The following is a 15,426-nucleotide window of genomic DNA, read 5'->3' as shown; positions in this document are numbered from 1 at the left end:
GGGGTTTTCGCATCTTATAAGATCGGCGACAACAGCCGCGAGACGGATTCTTTTATTCGAATCCACAACGGGCGCTGCAGATACTCCTCATAGGTGAATTTTCTGGATACTAGCAAATCTTCTTTAAAAGTTGAAACCAGTTTTTTAGCAATGGTGATATCGTAAATAAATGCATTAACCTCAAAATTCAGCCTGAAGCTTCGGACATCAATGTTCGCTGTGCCGACTGAAGCGATTTCGTCATCCACCACGATGGTTTTCGCGTGAATAAAGCCGTTATCGTAAATATAGACAGTGGCTCCGGCTTTCAGCAGATCGCCGATATACGAAAGTGTTGCCCAGTATACAAAGGCGTGATCGGGCTTGTTCGGAATCATAATGTTAACGTCAATGCCCGAAAGGCAAGCGATCCTTAAAGCATCCAGCAGGCTTGCATCTGGGATAAAATAAGGTGTTTGTATCAAAATGGAACGCTTGGCGTTCGAAATCATTTTGATGTAGCCATTTTTAATTTGTTCCCATTCCGAATCAGGGCCGCTTGTGACAATCTGCATCCCGACGTTGCCTTTTGGGCCGTAATCAGGAAAGTGATTTGGAATATATGTCAGCGTATGGTGATGAGAAGCTTGGTTCCAGTCAAGGATGAACCGTGTTTGGATGGCGTGCACGGCCGTTCCTTGCAGCCGGATATGCGTATCCCGCCAATAACCGAATTTCGGATTAAGCCCTAGATACTCATCTCCGACGTTAAAGCCTCCGACATAACCGGTCATACCGTCTATGATCACAAGCTTTCGATGGTTCCGGTAATTCAGCCGCAGGTTAATCGGCCTGAGCTTTGACGGGAAAAAGACCTCCACATGCCCGCCAGCCTCGCGAAGCTCTTTAAAAAACTTTTTTCTCAGCGTTCTGGACCCGAGTTCATCATAAAGCACTCTGACCTGAACACCTTCTTTCGCCTTTTGGATGAGAGCGTCCCGCAATTTTTTGCCTAATTCATCGCCTTTATAAATATAATACTGTAAATGGATATGATCCTTAGCCTTTGAAATGTCACTCAGCAGCCGCTGAAATTTATCCCGTCCATCTGTAATGACGTCAACTGAATTATCCTCTGTAAACACAGCATGGTTATTCATAATCAGCATATAAATTAAATCTTTGTTATCAAAGGTTGCCCGGTTGTTAAACTGAAATTGCTTGGTTTCTAAATCTTCAAGCTGATGCTTCAGCAGCCTTTCAATTCCAATCTTTTTCCGGTCTTCCCATTGAAACAAATGCTTGCGTCTGAGATTATGGCCGAATAATAAGTATAAAATAAAGCCTAAAACGGGAATAAAGAAAAGAACAAGCAGCCACGCCCAAGATGCACTGGCATCGCGCCGTTCTTTGAAGATGACAATGATGGCCAAAAGAATATTTAAAATGAAAAAAAGTGATAAAAGGATGGAAGAAATACTCACTTTGTAACCCCGCTCATTCATATTTATCAAGAAGATTGCCATTAGTATTCCATGAATAACAGTGATCTGATTCCCATTACAAATTATAACACTCACATTTTAAAAGAATAAAGAGCGGCGATCCAGATTCTTCGTGAAAAATACGGGCAGATTTCTTTAAAACCAGCTTGCACCTGCGTTAAAATAAACACATATGTAACGTTCGTGAAGATTAAATAAAGGGGGAGGATTATATGAACTTTTACAGAGTCGAACAAATGCCGGGGTTCATCAAAACAGAAATGCAAAAAATTCAAAAGGCCGTACAGCCTTTCATGAAAAAAACCGTCATTTACCGTTTTCTTGCTATTCCGCTTGCTGCATTCTCTCTCTTTAATTTAGCTGCTTTTCTATTTCATGCTTCAGCTGACAGGGAGTCCCTGATCAGCGCAGGCATATTCGCCATTTTGGCGGCGCTCGGGCTCGCATTTTTTAAAGAGGCAGGCTATCAGCATAAACAAATCCAAAAAACGGTTCACATCTATATGCTGAACAGGATCAAAAAGAGCGAAATCCTTTCAGAAGAGCGGAAAAGCTCCTACGCACGACAAATAAAGGAAGAGCCTTTTGCGATGCGGAGTTTTGTTGAATTTTTGACTGAGGAAGACAGACGCAAAAAAATGTATTAAAGAAGAAATGCACCCGGATTTCTGGGATTTTCCAGACGATCCGGGTGTGTTTTTTTGCATGCAGACACCCGAAATAAAAAGTGCGGTTTCGGATTGATTCCGACTTCATCCGTTTTTTTGATATTCATTTCTGGGTAACAGCGTTGCTTTGTTGATTTCCACTACTAGAGATGTCTATTGTATGCTTGCTTCAGGATTTGGTGTTTACGCCGGCCTGCTTTGAATAGTCAAATAAAATAGGCATGGTTCCGTTTATATGGAACTCATGCCCTGTCCTGTCTCATCATTATTCAAACACCGGATCATCCTCATAATAATAAGAATCCGGATCATCATACGAAGGCGTGTTCTCAAAAGCAGCAATGCCGATTACCACCAGCACGAAAATGGCTACAATGATCCCGATCAGGACAGTAACGATACTGGATGCTGCATAAAACAGCTGCATTTTAATAAACGTTCCATAGTTCTCAAGCATGCTTTCGCCAGCGCTGCCGGCTAGATTTCCTTCGGCTTCCGCGGCTGCTTTTGCTGAGCGCATCAAAAATACGCCTGATATAATGAGCAGCACGCCCGGGATGGCGCCAATCACTGTCATCAAAACAGACAGAGTGACAAGCGATCCCATAATGATTAACAAGATGCCAGAAATTTTGCCCCACTTGGCAATGTCGGATAGCGACTTGACAGCAGAGGCGCTCAGCTGGCGGGTCTCCTGTTCAACAGGTGCAGTCTCCTCTTCAACGAGGCTATTTTCTTCATTATGATTTTCAATTTCGTTTTCATCTTTATCCAGACTAATCATGAAAGCTCTCTCCCTAAAATTTTTAAATCGTATCTTTTTCCGTCCATTTCGGCGATGCCGGGGAATAGTCCCCATTCTGCAAACCCGTGCTTTTCAAACAGCTTCAGGCTTGGTTTATTATGCCCGAAAATGAAGGCCATAAGTGAGCGGATGCCAAGATCCGGCGCAATGCGGAGCGCTTCCTGAAGCAAATATGATCCAACGCCTTTGCCGCGGCATGCTTCGTCAATGTATATGCTGACCTCCGCTGTTTTATTATAGGCTGGCCTTCCATAAAATGTTTCAAAGCTGATCCAGGCAGCGACGTTTCCGTTTTCGTCCTCGGCCACATAGAGCGGGCGTGCCTCTGTATGTCCTAAAAACCATTCCATCCGATCTTCAGGAGTTACCGGTTCGGTATCGGCTGTTACCATTCGAGAAGCAATCGTTGAATTATAAATCGCCACAACAGCCTCCAAGTCTTTATGTTCAGCAAGGCGCAATGTCATGTTCATATGTTTTTAGCACTCCTCTCAAAAAAATACATATTTTCGTTCAGTCTGTGCAAACTACATCTTAAAAAGTTTTTTGGATAGGTGTATATATTTTCAGAAAAGTGTTCAGAATGTTGCTGAGGTGATGAAACAATGAGAGAGGAAGAAAAGAAAACTTCTCAAGTCAAAAAACTTCAGCAGTTTTTTCGTAAACGCTGGGTGTTCCCTGCAATTTACTTAGTCAGTGCGGCCGTCATTTTAACAGCTGTCCTTTGGTATCAATCAGTATCAAATGATGAGGTAAAGGATCAGTTGGCTGATAACGGCGGAAACTCCGCATATGACAACAACGACGATGCAGTTGAAGTAGGAAAGTCAATGGAAAATGTCGCAATGCCAGTTGTTGATTCTGAAAACGTTTCTGTTGTGAAAAAGTTCTATGAAACCGATGCCGCAAAAGAAGAGAAAGAAGCAGCACTCGTTACCTATAATAACACGTACAGCCTAAGCAAAGGAATTGACTTAGCTGAGAAAGACGGGAAAGATTTCGATGTCTCTGCTTCTCTGAGCGGTACGGTTGTTAAAGCTGAAAAAGATCCAGTGCTGGGATATGTTGTGGAAGTAGAACATGCCGACGGTTTATCGACTGTGTATCAATCTCTTTCCGAAGTAAGCGTTGAGCAAGGTGACAAAGTAAAACAAAATCAAGTGATCGGAAAATCTGGCAAGAACCTTTACAGTGAAGACAGCGGAAACCACGTGCACTTTGAAATCCGTAAAAATGGGGTCGCAATGAATCCGTTAAACTTTATGGACAAACCAGTTTCTTCTATTGAAAAAGCAGCAGCTGCTGAAGAAAAAGCTGCCACCCAAGAAACAGAAGAATCCATTCAGCAATCTTCCGAGAAAAAGGACGGATCAACTGAAAAAGGAACAGAAGAAAAATCCGGTGAGAAAAAGGATGATTCAACTGACAAATCTGGTTCCAAAGAAAGCAGCACAACAGAAGACACTGAACAGTCTTAATGAAGAAAACGTCTATCCTTGTGATGGGCGTTTTTTTCTGTTACTTTTTGCTTTGTTTTACCGTCTATGTAGTTACATGTAGGCACGTACGTTATAAAGGAGGTTATGTCATGAACCGCCTATTGCTCGCAGGCTGGATCTTTTTTATCCTGCTTTCTGTCTGTACGGAAAGCTTCAGCGGCATGGTCGTATCGCAAACGGTGGCTTTTCATTTTCAGCCGCACCCTGATCTGTCTCAATTTTTAGTTATGGATTTTACTGAGCTTACTGTCCCTGAAGCGTTTATTCAAAAAATCGGACATGCGTTTTCCTTCTTTGTGCTGACATATTTGCTGTGGAAACAGCGGGGCAGCATAAGATCAGCTTCAGCCGGCTCATTTGCGTTTGCTTTTTTTACAGAAGTTCTTCAGCTCTTCTTCAGCAGGAACGGTTGTATTCGGGATGTGCTCATCGATGCTGTTGGTATTGGATTGTTTTATGGTTTATATGTGTTGGCGAAGCGAAGAAAACAAGAGATGTATGAGAAATATTAAAGCCGGCTGTCTTGGTTAAAGACGCCGGCTTTTGTTTTTCTTAGAAATTTTGATCGGTTGGTTTTTTCGTCAGTTTATTGATAATAGCTTCATAGATCCTCACGACCAAATCGACGAACGGGCGAAGCAGATCTGAAAATCTAAAGAAAAGGAACCCGATAATGATGGCGACAACGAGGCTGCCCAATACATCTACCGGATAGTGATGTCCCACCCAAATTCTCGAAAAGCCTGTCAAAAGCCCAAAAATGACAAGCGGCCAGCCGATTTTGCGGTTTCTGAAAAGCATCGCAATAGAAATCGCTAATGCACCTGTCGTGTGGTCACTTGGAAATGAAGCATCCGCAGCATGCGGAATCAGTGTATGCACTGTATGCGCAACGAACGGGCGCGGTTCGAAATAAACAAGCGTAATCAAATAGTTGATCACAAGGCCTGCAATTCCTGTGATGCCTGCGTATAGCACATGTTTTCTGCTTTGTGTGTTCCCGAACAGCCAGATTGCCAATAGGATAAGGGCATAGGCGACAATGGCATATTCCGTTATGAAGACCATAATGGAATCGAGAACCGAATTGTGATGAGATAGTCCATGGATTGCTTTAAAAATTTCGTAGTTCAAATAATCACCTTTTACATTTTTATATTTAGTAGACTAATCTTACTCATGAAAAGTTTCAAATAAAAATAGAGATTGTCTGAAATAACGGCACTTGAAGAGAATTCGAAGAGGAATCGCGGTTTCTGGGGGGGGATTCTGTGCACAAAAAAAGAGATCCGGAGTGTCCGAATCTCGTACCGATATTAAAGTGCTTCAGGTCCTTCTTCGCCTGTGCGGATGTTGATCGTATTGCTGATTTCATAGACAAATATTTTACCGTCACCCGGTGATCCCGTTTTCAGCACCCTTTTAGCGGTCTCAGTCACTTGATCAACAGGAACCTTGCTGACCACAATTTCTATTTTTAAACGCTCGTATACATTGCTTTCTATTTTTACCCCTCGATAGAGCTCCGTATGTGCTTTTTGAAGGCCACAGCCGTGTACATTGGAGAAAGTCAGAGAGGTCACTCCGATTTTTCCGAGTTCCTGCTTCAGCTTTTCAAAATTTGCCGGACGCGTTACAATTTCTACCTTGAACATTTGACCGCTCATAGCGTCACTCCTCACATAGAATCTTGATATGCTTTTTCCCCGTGCATCGTTAAGTCAAGCCCAAGTGACTCTTCTTCTTCGGTTGCGCGAAGGGGAAGGAAGAGGCTTACAATTTTAATAATAACGAAAGTGACAATAAATACAAAAACATAAGTGGCGGCGATGGCGACGATTTGTTTCCAGATTAAGCTTGCATCACCGTAAAATAACCCATCTGCGCCCGCTGAGTTAACAGAGGTTGTTGCGAATAATCCTGTTGCGATTCCGCCCCATGTGCCGCCGATCCCGTGCAGGCCAAAGGCGTCAAGCGCATCGTCGTATCCGAATTTCTTTTTAAGCGAGAATACTCCCCAGAAACAAACAGCTCCGCCGATGATGCCGATAATAATGGAAGCGAACGGTGTGACAAATCCGGCAGCCGGCGTAATGGCGACAAGCCCGGCGATTGCGCCAGATACCGCTCCGAGCATTGTCGGTTTTTTGTTAATGATCCATTCTACTAAGATCCAGCCGGCGATCCCGGCTGCAGCCGCGGTGTTTGTGTTGATGAACGCGTACATGGCTACACCATCTAAAGTCAAAGCGCTGCCGACGTTAAAGCCGAACCAGCCGAACCAAATCAAAGCTCCTCCTAAGAAGGTGTAAATGAGGTTATGCGGAGAAGACGCTGTGCCGTCTTTCCGTTTGCCTAGCACAATGGCAAGAACAAGTCCTGCCACACCGGAGGAAATATGAACAACATTGCCGCCGGCGAAATCGAGCGCTCCAAGCTGGCCGATCCAGCCGCCGCCCCATACCCAGTGCGCTACGGGTGTGTAAACCAAAGAGGCCCATAAAACCGAGAATAAAAGAAAAGCGCCGAATCGCATCCGCTCTGCGAAGGCCCCGGAAATAATCGCTGTAGTCAGAACGGCAAACGTCATTTGGAACATCATAAATAACGAGTGGGGGATGGTATCGCTGTAATCTCCCGGATCAAATCCGACCCCTTTGAGGCCTGCCCACTCCAGCCCGCCGATGATTGAATTGCCTGGTGCGAAGGCAAGTGTATATCCGAACAGCACCCAAACGATGGAAACGATGGCAATGGAAGAGAAACTGTGCATGGCAGTGCTCAGCACATTTTTGCTCTTTACCATTCCTCCATAAAATAACGCTAATCCCGGGGTCATCAGCCACACGAGTAAAGCGCAAAAGAACATAAAAACTGTATCGCCCATTTGCATGTCTCATTCCTCCGTATCTTTCAGAATAAAAAGCAATTATTATATTTCTTCATTATAGAGAAAAAAGAATGATAAAACATTTTCATGTAAGATTTCCTGACATGGTTTTTAAGGAATGTTATCGAGGGACGGCAAGAAAGGAGAACGGCATTTTTTACGATATAAGACTTTGTATCTATAAAAGAAGCTATTCATATGAGCAGAAAAGGGAATTGACATTAATTAGAATACTCTATACTGTATTAAGTGTACTACATCAAATAATACACTGAGGGGGATGTATGATGAATAAAGGCGGCAGGCTGAGGAGAGCATTACGCAAGTCGATTCCCGCGACGTTCCGATTGTTTTTAGCCTTTAATTTTTTCGTGTACGGTCTGGCGAAAGTGGTAATTGGCCAGTTTGGCGAGGTGACGCCTGAAATCGAGGCGGCTGCCGGGAAGGGGTTTACGATCGCGTGGACATTTTTCGGTTATTCTCATGTCTATGAACTGTTTATAGGTTTTGGTGAAATCCTGGCAGCTGTTTTATTACTGATTCCGCGAACGGCTGCATTAGGGGCGGTTATTTTTATGCCCATTATTGTGAACATCGTCTTGATTAACTATTGTTTTGATATTGGCGTGCAGGATCTTAGCACGATATTAATGGTTATGTGTCTCATCCTGCTTTGGATGGACCGTCGCAAATTCATGGGCATTTTCAGGCAGGAACCGATAGACAGCAGGCAGGTGATGAAGCGATGACGCCCTTTATGATTACAGTGCTTGCCGGTTTGTTCGTATGCACAACCTGTTACTACTACATAAAAGAAAAATCATGAGACAACGCTCCTTCTGAGAATTTCACAAGCATCATAAAAGAACTTAGGCAGTGTGAAGAGTAAAATATGCAATGTGAGAAACACTAACAGTATCAGGAGGAGACGTATGATGAATACACTCAACATTGATTTTCAAAAAACAGCATTGGTTATCATTGATTTACAAAAGGGGATTGTGCCGATTGATCAAAGCGGCCAGGTTGTCCCGAACGCGAAAAAGCTCGTAGATGAATTTCGGAAACATAACGGGTTCATCAGCTTTGTAAATGTAGCCTTTCATGATGGAGCGGACGCCCTGAAGCCGCAAACGGATGAGCCTGCGCAGGGAGGTTCAGGGGAAATGCCGGCGGACTGGGCCGAATTTGTTCCGGAAATCGGTGTGCAGGATGGCGATTATACTGTGACAAAACGGCAATGGGGTGCTTTTTTTGGCACAGATTTAGACTTGCAGCTGAGACGTCGCGGCATTGATACGATTGTACTGTGCGGCATCGCAACGAATATTGGGGTGGAAAGCACAGCACGGGAGGCATTTCAGCTTGGCTATCAGCAGATTTTTATTACAGATGCCATGTCCACATTTAGCGATGAAGAGCATGAAGCCACACTGCGCTTTATTTTCCCGAGAATCGGTAAATCGCGGACAACGGAAGAGTTTCTGGAACAAGTGAAATGATGTTATCGAAAAAAAGCCGGGCTGTTTTTTTAACAGCGGTGGCTTCGGGAACAATGCTGAATCCGCTGAACTCGTCTATGATCTCTCTTGCGCTCCATAGCATCCAGCATGAGTTTCACCTCTCGTTTACAACGGTTTCCTGGCTGATTTCCTCGTTTTACTTGGCGAGTGCCGTGGCACAGCCCGTAACGGGGAAGCTCGGTGATTTGATTGGGCGGAAACGCTTGTTTTTATTCGGGCTTATTCTTGTTGCGGTTTCTGCCATCGGGGCGCCGTTTGCGCCGACGTTTATGACATTATTGGTCATGCGGCTGTTTCAATCGGTGGGGAGCAGTGCGATTTATCCGTCAGGTGTCGGCTTGATTCGGAATCATATTCATGAGCGCCAAGCTTCAGCCTTGGCTGTACTCTCTATTTTTGCGTCCGCCATGACGGCGCTGGGGCCGACAGTCGGCGGGTTTTTGATTGTATGGGGAGGCTGGCCGGCGATCTTTATCGTTAATTTGCCGTTTATAATCCTCAGCTTCTTATTGGGCCTGTATATGTTCCCGAAAGATCAGAAAAAAGGGGCGGGAATCAAAACCATTATTCAGCAGCTCGACATTCTTGGAATTGTTTTATTTGCCGGGGGAATCATTTTCCTTCTATCCTTTTTGCTGTCGTTCAGCACGTCGCCGCATGCGGTTGAAGGTGTGCTTGGCTTGCTTCTGCTCTGTGCGTTTGTCTGGCGCGAGCTGAAAACGGATAAGCCGTTTATTGATGTCCGTCTGTTTAAAACACAGCGAAACCTGTCAGCCGTGTATGTTCAGTTTATTTTATTGAATGTTTTCTTCTATTGTTTATTTTTTGGTCTGCCAAGTTACTTTCAGGATGAAATGCATCTTTCTGTTCAAACGAGCGGCCTGTTTATGCTGTTTATGTCTGGAATGAGCATCGTTGTGTCACCTCTAACCGGCAAATGGATCGACCGATCTGGTGTCGTCAAGCCGATCTTTGCGGGAGCGCTTTTGATGACGGCTGGAGCCGTGCTCTTAACCATCTTTTTTATCAATGTCCAGACCATCGGTAAAGGGCTCATTCTGTCGCTCTTGGGTATAGGCTACGGACTGGGCAATGTCGCGCTTCAGGCAGCGATGCTGAAAACGAGTCCTTCCAACATGGTAGGAACGACTTCAGGCCTGTTTCAAACCTGCCGTTACCTAGGATCGATTTTGTCTTCGGTGATCCTTGGCATTCTTTTTGGCAAAGAAATCACGGCAGCCCATTTTGATATGATGGGAATCATTATGATCATAGCGGGCGGAGCAAGCCTGTTAATGGCTGTGAGATTTGCTGCATTAATGAAAACTGCATCTTGAGAAAGAGACGGGCTCTGAGGTCTGTCTCTTTTTCTTGTTTAAGCTGTTCAAATACAAACGGGAAAATTGTATATCATAGCCAGTGTTATTGTCTGACTCTTCAGTTATATTAAGTGACATCTGATGTCAAAAAACATAACGTGATGACATATAGACAATATGGAAAGGGGAGCCGGCTATGAAATTAAAAGAGAGTCAGCAGCAATCCAACAGGCTGAGCAATGAAGATCTGGTGCCTTTGGGACAGGAAAAACGGACGTGGAAAGCAATGAACTTTGCCTCCATTTGGATGGGATGTATACATAACATACCGACCTACGCGACGGTGGGAGGATTAATTGCGATCGGCCTTTCGCCTTGGCAGGTGCTGGCGATCATTATTACGGCATCACTTATCCTATTTGGCGCTCTTGCCTTAAACGGCCATGCGGGGGCAAAATACGGGCTGCCGTTTCCCGTGATCATTCGGGCTTCTTACGGGATATACGGCGCGAATATCCCCGCGCTTCTAAGGGCGTTTACAGCTATCATGTGGCTTGGCATCCAGACCTTTGCGGGTAGCACGGCACTGAACATTTTGCTTTTGAATATGTGGCCAGGCTGGGGAGAAATTGGCGGCGAGTGGAACATTCTCGGCATTCACTTGTCCGGTTTGCTTTCCTTTGTATTCTTTTGGGCCATTCATTTACTCGTATTGCATCACGGCATGGAGTCGATTAAACGTTTTGAGGTGTGGGCAGGGCCTTTAGTGTATCTGGTATTTGGAGGCATGGTATGGTGGGCCGTTGATATTGCCGGAGGATTGGGCCCGATATACTCTCAACCAGGAAAGTTTCATACGTTTTCAGAAACATTCTGGCCGTTTGCTGCCGGAGTTACTGGCATCATCGGCATCTGGGCGACATTGATCTTAAATATACCTGATTTTACACGGTTTGCTGAAACACAAAAAGAGCAAATCAAAGGACAATTTTACGGCTTGCCGGGAACGTTTGCGCTGTTCGCATTCGCAAGTATTACGGTGACCTCCGGCTCGCAGGTCGCGTTCGGAGAGCCGATTTGGGATGTTGTCGATATTTTGGCGCGGTTTGATAACCCTTATGTCATCGTCTTGTCCGTGATCACACTCTGCATCGCCACGATCTCTGTAAATGTCGCGGCGAACATCGTATCGCCCGCTTATGATATAGCGAATGCCCTGCCGAAATATATCAATTTCAAACGTGGCAGCTTTATCACAGCGTTGCTCGCTTTATTTACGGTTCCATGGAAGCTGATGGAGAGCGCGACAAGCGTGTATGCGTTTCTTGGCTTAATAGGCGGCATGCTTGGACCGGTGGCAGGCGTGATGATGGCCGACTATTTTATCATTCGCAAACGTGAGCTCTCGGTAGATGACCTGTATTCCGAAACAGGACGGTATGTGTATTGGAAGGGCTACAATTACCGTGCGTTTGCAGCCACAATGTTAGGAGCGCTGATTTCGCTGATTGGCATGTATGTTCCTGTATTGAAGAGCTTATACGATATTTCTTGGTTTGTAGGTGTGCTGATTTCCTTTCTTTTCTACATTGTTCTGATGCGTGTTCACCCGCCTGCATCATTGGCAATTGAAACAGTTGAACATGCGCAGGTCCGCCAGGCTGAATAAGATCTATTTAGACGGTATATTTTCATATTTTTGAAATGGTTTTCCATAAATAGAACATTTATAATGGTTTTAGAAATCTATTCTAAAACGAAATGGGAATCGAAAATGAGAAAATGGTATTTTATTCTTTTGGCGGGTGTTTTAACGTCTGTCATCCTCGCTTTCGTTTATGATAAGACAAAAGCGAATGAGGAAGGATCTGGGGATTATCTGTATGTTTCGCCAAATGGCAGTGATCAAAATGAAGGAACAAAAGAAAAGCCGTTTCGTACATTGGCACACGCATTTGAGAAGGCTGCTGCCGGCACAACTGTCATGATTCGGGAGGGCACGTATCATGAGACCCTTGATGTAAAGCACAGCGGTACGGACGGAAAGCCTATCACATTCCGAAACTATGAAAATGAAAACGTCGTGATTAGCGGTGAATCCGTTGCGAACGCTGAATATGAAACACCGCTTATTCGTATTCACGATAAACATGACATTGCCATCAGCGGTTTAACAATTCAAGATCTTTCTGTTTCATCTGAGGAAGCAACTGCTATAGGGATTTATGTATCAGGGTCCAGCAGTCATATCGCCATTAAGGATAATCACATCCGGGGTATTAAGACAACTGCGGATGAAGGAAATGCTCACGGAATCGCAGTTTATGGGACTGGCAGCATGAAAGACATCCGAATCGAGGACAATACAGTTGAGAAACTGACGCTTGGAGCGAGTGAAGCAGTTGTGCTGAACGGTAATATCGACGGCTTCACAGTTGCAGGCAATGTGGTCCGCAACAATAACAACATCGGGATTGATCTAATTGGTTATGAGGGAACCGCGGATAAAAACGATTACGTGCGAAACGGAGTCGTAGAAAACAATACAGTTTATCAAAACTCGACTTACGGCAATCCTGCTTATGGAGATGAATACTCAGCGGGCGGGATTTATGTCGATGGAGGACACGATATCGAAATTAAGAACAACACAGTTTACGATAACGATATTGGGATTGAAGCAACGTCTGAACACAAAGGAAAGTATGCAAATGCCATTCAGATCACTGACAACAAAGTGTACAACAATGCGTACACCGGTATTTCAATCGGAGGATATGACAAAAAGCGGGGCGGCACCAGCAATTCTCTGATTGCCCGCAATATTATGTACCGGAATGACACAAAGGGACTGTACGGCGGACAGCTGCTGCTGCAGTACGATACGAAAAACAACACAATTGAAAAGAATATATTGACGGCCGGTGATTCCAGATTATTTATCGGAAACGATTTTACAGAAAATGAAGGAAATACGGTCAATCATAACGTGTACCACAAGGAAGCGGATCAAGACGGCATATGGATGTGGAAAAAGAAAGAATATGATTCATTTTCTTCGTATCGAAAAGCAACAAAAAACGATCAGCAATCCATTTATGCCGATCCGATGTTTCGTGATGAAGCGTCCTATGATTTTTCGTTAGATCCTGATTCACCTGCGCGGCCTGTCATTGAATAATTGCCATAAGCGGCGTTCTCTCGTTCAACTGAGAGGGACGCCGTTTTTTATATGTAAAAAAGACTGCCGGGATTTCCCGGCAGTCTGACAAGTTATTCTGCAATAGACACTTTTCCTTCAGTCTCAGCAGGTTTTTTCTGGCTCCACGTGTAGAGAAGCAGGGCAATTAAAACGAACAGCCCCGCTGTTAAATAAATGGCAGAGAAGCCGGCAGATGCTACAAACAATCCGAATACATAAGATCCTACAGCAATTCCGCTGTCAAAGAAGGTAAAGAACGTTGCCGTTGCAAAACCGGAGCGGTGAGCCGGAGATTTCTGAATCGCCAATGTTTGCATGCAAGGAACGATTGATCCGTAGCCAAGACCGATAACCGCCCCTGAAAGCAGAAGCATTAAGCCGCTATGTGTGAAGGACAGCATGCAGAGTCCAACAGAGAAAATCAGGATTGATGGATAAATGACAATGCCCGGTCCGACTTTGTCGAACAATTTCCCTGTGAACGGGCGTGCAATCATCATTGTCACCGCAAAACAAACAAAGAAATATCCGCTGATATCCGAAAGGTCAACTGATTTGGCGAATACAGACAGATATGATGTGACTGTTGAATAACAGAAAGAAATAAACAAACCGACCGTCGCAATTTTGAGTGCGCCCTTTTCAAACATATCCGAGAACGCAAAACGGAATACAGTCGTACCGCTGTCCTTACTTTGCGGCACTTTTATCAAGAACGAAACAAGTAAGCCCGCAACCATAAACAGCGCAAAGGCTGTAAAGAATACAGGAAAGCTTACCACTCTCATCAAATTCAGACCAAGGAAAGGCCCGATCGCCATAGCGAGGTTCATAGACATGGCAAAGTATCCAAGCCCTTCACCGCGCCGTTTGGCTGGAATAATATCAGCGGCAATTGCACCTGTAACAGTCGTTAAAATGCTGAACCAAATTCCTTGGAAGAACCGCAATCCGAGCAGCAGGGAAAAGTTATGAATCGGCATATACAGAAAAGATGATAGGGCGAAGAGCGCCATTGATACAATCGCCATTCTTTTCTTCCCGAAACGCTCAACGATGGCTCCGGAGAAAGGCCGTGTAATGATCGCAGACAGAAGGAACAGGCTGATTAAAAGCCCGCCTTGTGATTCTGTGCCGCCAAGCTCTTGCAGCGTATAGATCGGCAATACAGTTAAAAATGTATAAAAGAACACAAACACAAATAAATTGACAAGCAGGACCATAATAAAATCCTTGGTCCATATCGCATCCGCTTTTTTCAAATGTATGTCACTTCCTTATTTTCATTGTTGTAAAAACATGCGGAATAAATGAGAAAAAGCTTCTTTGTCTTCATCCCGGAAATCAGCAAGCAGCTCTTCCTCGAATTTCAGCATTTTCACATTAATTTCTTCGTATTTTTTCTCGGCTTCTTTTGTGAGGACAACAAGTTTTTCCCGTTTGTCTTCACCTTGCCGTCTCTGAACCCAGCCGTTCTCCTCCAGGCGTTTGATCGTCCGAGTCACAGTCGGCGCTTCCACATTTAAATAGGACCAAATCTCTTTTTGAGTCATTGGTCCGATCGTACGCAAACAATATAAAACTGACCATTGAGATGAATAAAGGCCGAATGGCTCTAGCTGTTCATTGGCTTTCTTGGCAATCAGGCGGGCGCTTTGGTTGATTTGATGAATGAGGTGTCTGTTGACGTAGGACATGTCGGTCTCCTTCTAAAAAACTTACCTAAGTAACTAATTGCTTATTTCATTTTACAGGAGCGATCAATAGTTGTAAAGATGAAAATTTAGTGACGCGAAATAGTTTGCTGAATTTGAAAAAGTTCGTTTCACCCCTTGTCCTTATTGAGTTTTTAGCATATTCCCAAAAGAATGCTAATACACTGTTACAAACCTAACAAAGAGAGTGTTTGAGGTGAGGGATCGTGGGCATATTTCACAAACTTACTTTTAAAACCATACAACGAAGAAGCGGCATAATGAACGACTCTTTACAGAATACGGATCTCATTTCACACTTCTCACATCCATTTTAGGGAG

Annotated in this window: 18 protein-coding genes; 9 read left to right on the top strand and 9 right to left on the bottom strand. The window is 44.3% G+C overall.

Annotated elements, in window-relative coordinates; all coding sequences use genetic code 11:
- Nucleotides 1-14: 14 nt before the first annotated feature.
- The gene (gene cls / locus SB658_RS13620; protein ID WP_003243311.1) at nucleotides 15-1,463 is read right to left on the bottom strand and encodes a cardiolipin synthase; all 1,449 of its coding nucleotides are present in this window, start codon (nucleotides 1,461-1,463) and stop codon (nucleotides 15-17) included.
- Nucleotides 1,464-1,696: 233 nt separating this feature from the next.
- Here cls and SB658_RS13615 point away from each other — a divergent pair, with 233 nt between their 5' ends.
- Nucleotides 1,697-2,131 carry a YwnF family protein gene (locus SB658_RS13615; protein WP_015251026.1) on the top strand — a complete coding sequence of 145 codons (435 nt, stop codon included), beginning with the start codon at nucleotides 1,697-1,699 and terminating at the stop codon, nucleotides 2,129-2,131.
- On the opposite strand, the gene SB658_RS13610 is transcribed toward SB658_RS13615, so the two are convergent.
- The 3 genes from SB658_RS13610 to SB658_RS13600 all read right to left on the bottom strand — a co-directional run bounded on the left by SB658_RS13610 (nucleotide 2,128) and on the right by SB658_RS13600 (nucleotide 3,424).
- Entirely contained in the window at nucleotides 2,128-2,259 is a 132-nt protein-coding gene (locus SB658_RS13610) for a hypothetical protein (protein ID WP_144500492.1), read from the bottom strand. The genes SB658_RS13615 and SB658_RS13610 overlap by 4 nt on opposite strands.
- 158 nt (nucleotides 2,260-2,417) lie before the next feature.
- A complete protein-coding gene (locus SB658_RS13605; protein WP_144500493.1) occupies nucleotides 2,418-2,936 on the bottom strand; it encodes a DUF5362 family protein in 519 nt (172 codons plus the stop codon).
- Complete coding sequence (locus SB658_RS13600; protein WP_072181891.1) at nucleotides 2,933-3,424, bottom strand: GNAT family N-acetyltransferase; 492 nt, start codon at nucleotides 3,422-3,424, stop codon at nucleotides 2,933-2,935. Before SB658_RS13600 ends, SB658_RS13605 begins: the two co-directional genes overlap by 4 nt.
- A gap of 138 nt (nucleotides 3,425-3,562) precedes the next feature.
- Between SB658_RS13600 and spoIIQ the strand changes: the two genes are divergently transcribed.
- A complete protein-coding gene (gene spoIIQ, locus SB658_RS13595; protein WP_072175616.1) occupies nucleotides 3,563-4,435 on the top strand; it encodes a stage II sporulation protein SpoIIQ in 873 nt (290 codons plus the stop codon).
- Nucleotides 4,436-4,545: 110 nt separating this feature from the next.
- On the top strand, nucleotides 4,546-4,968 hold the full coding sequence (locus SB658_RS13590; protein WP_024573493.1) for a VanZ family protein: 423 nt from the start codon (nucleotides 4,546-4,548) through the stop codon (nucleotides 4,966-4,968).
- A 40-nt stretch (nucleotides 4,969-5,008) separates the two neighbouring features.
- Here SB658_RS13590 and bcrC read toward each other — a convergent pair whose 3' ends face one another.
- From bcrC to amtB, 3 genes are all read right to left on the bottom strand, one after another.
- Nucleotides 5,009-5,590: an undecaprenyl-diphosphate phosphatase BcrC gene (gene bcrC / locus SB658_RS13585; RefSeq protein WP_003243362.1), complete on the bottom strand. Its 582-nt coding sequence runs from the start codon at nucleotides 5,588-5,590 to the stop codon at nucleotides 5,009-5,011.
- 182 nt (nucleotides 5,591-5,772) lie between these two features.
- Nucleotides 5,773-6,123, bottom strand: a complete 351-nt coding sequence (locus SB658_RS13580) for a P-II family nitrogen regulator (protein WP_003221829.1) — start codon at nucleotides 6,121-6,123, stop codon at nucleotides 5,773-5,775.
- A gap of 11 nt (nucleotides 6,124-6,134) precedes the next feature.
- Entirely contained in the window at nucleotides 6,135-7,349 is a 1,215-nt protein-coding gene (gene amtB, locus SB658_RS13575; protein WP_003227757.1) for an ammonium transporter AmtB, read from the bottom strand.
- 281 nt (nucleotides 7,350-7,630) lie between these two features.
- Between amtB and SB658_RS13570 the strand changes: the two genes are divergently transcribed.
- From SB658_RS13570 to SB658_RS13550, 5 genes are all read left to right on the top strand, one after another.
- On the top strand, nucleotides 7,631-8,095 hold the full coding sequence (locus SB658_RS13570) for a hypothetical protein (RefSeq protein ID WP_108029075.1): 465 nt from the start codon (nucleotides 7,631-7,633) through the stop codon (nucleotides 8,093-8,095).
- A 183-nt stretch (nucleotides 8,096-8,278) separates the two neighbouring features.
- Nucleotides 8,279-8,848 carry a hydrolase gene (locus SB658_RS13565; protein WP_003227761.1) on the top strand — a complete coding sequence of 190 codons (570 nt, stop codon included), beginning with the start codon at nucleotides 8,279-8,281 and terminating at the stop codon, nucleotides 8,846-8,848.
- Entirely contained in the window at nucleotides 8,848-10,206 is a 1,359-nt protein-coding gene (locus SB658_RS13560) for an MFS transporter (protein WP_029726045.1), read from the top strand. The genes SB658_RS13565 and SB658_RS13560 overlap by 1 nt, the downstream gene beginning before the upstream one ends.
- A gap of 178 nt (nucleotides 10,207-10,384) precedes the next feature.
- Nucleotides 10,385-11,857, top strand: coding sequence for an allantoin permease (pucI, locus tag SB658_RS13555; RefSeq protein WP_032722678.1), 1,473 nt, complete (start codon nucleotides 10,385-10,387; stop codon nucleotides 11,855-11,857).
- A gap of 105 nt (nucleotides 11,858-11,962) precedes the next feature.
- A complete protein-coding gene (locus SB658_RS13550) occupies nucleotides 11,963-13,369 on the top strand; it encodes a right-handed parallel beta-helix repeat-containing protein (protein ID WP_032722677.1) in 1,407 nt (468 codons plus the stop codon).
- A 92-nt stretch (nucleotides 13,370-13,461) separates the two neighbouring features.
- Here SB658_RS13550 and SB658_RS13545 read toward each other — a convergent pair whose 3' ends face one another.
- Both SB658_RS13545 and SB658_RS13540 read right to left on the bottom strand, forming a co-directional pair.
- Nucleotides 13,462-14,652 carry an MFS transporter gene (locus tag SB658_RS13545; RefSeq protein ID WP_032722676.1) on the bottom strand — a complete coding sequence of 397 codons (1,191 nt, stop codon included), beginning with the start codon at nucleotides 14,650-14,652 and terminating at the stop codon, nucleotides 13,462-13,464.
- Between the two features lie 21 nt (nucleotides 14,653-14,673).
- Nucleotides 14,674-15,087, bottom strand: coding sequence for a MarR family winged helix-turn-helix transcriptional regulator (locus SB658_RS13540; protein WP_003227771.1), 414 nt, complete (start codon nucleotides 15,085-15,087; stop codon nucleotides 14,674-14,676).
- Nucleotides 15,088-15,311: 224 nt separating this feature from the next.
- On the opposite strand from SB658_RS13540, the gene SB658_RS13535 reads away from it, so the two are divergent.
- Nucleotides 15,312-15,422 (top strand): protein usd, encoded by a 111-nt coding sequence (locus tag SB658_RS13535; protein WP_010886628.1) that lies wholly within the window; start codon nucleotides 15,312-15,314, stop codon nucleotides 15,420-15,422.
- Nucleotides 15,423-15,426 lie beyond the last annotated feature (4 nt).

It is taken from the genome of Bacillus sp. SIMBA_008 (genome assembly GCF_046535495.1).
Lineage (GTDB): Bacteria > Bacillota > Bacilli > Bacillales > Bacillaceae > Bacillus > Bacillus subtilis.
This window is presented reverse-complemented; position numbering and strand designations above follow the sequence as displayed.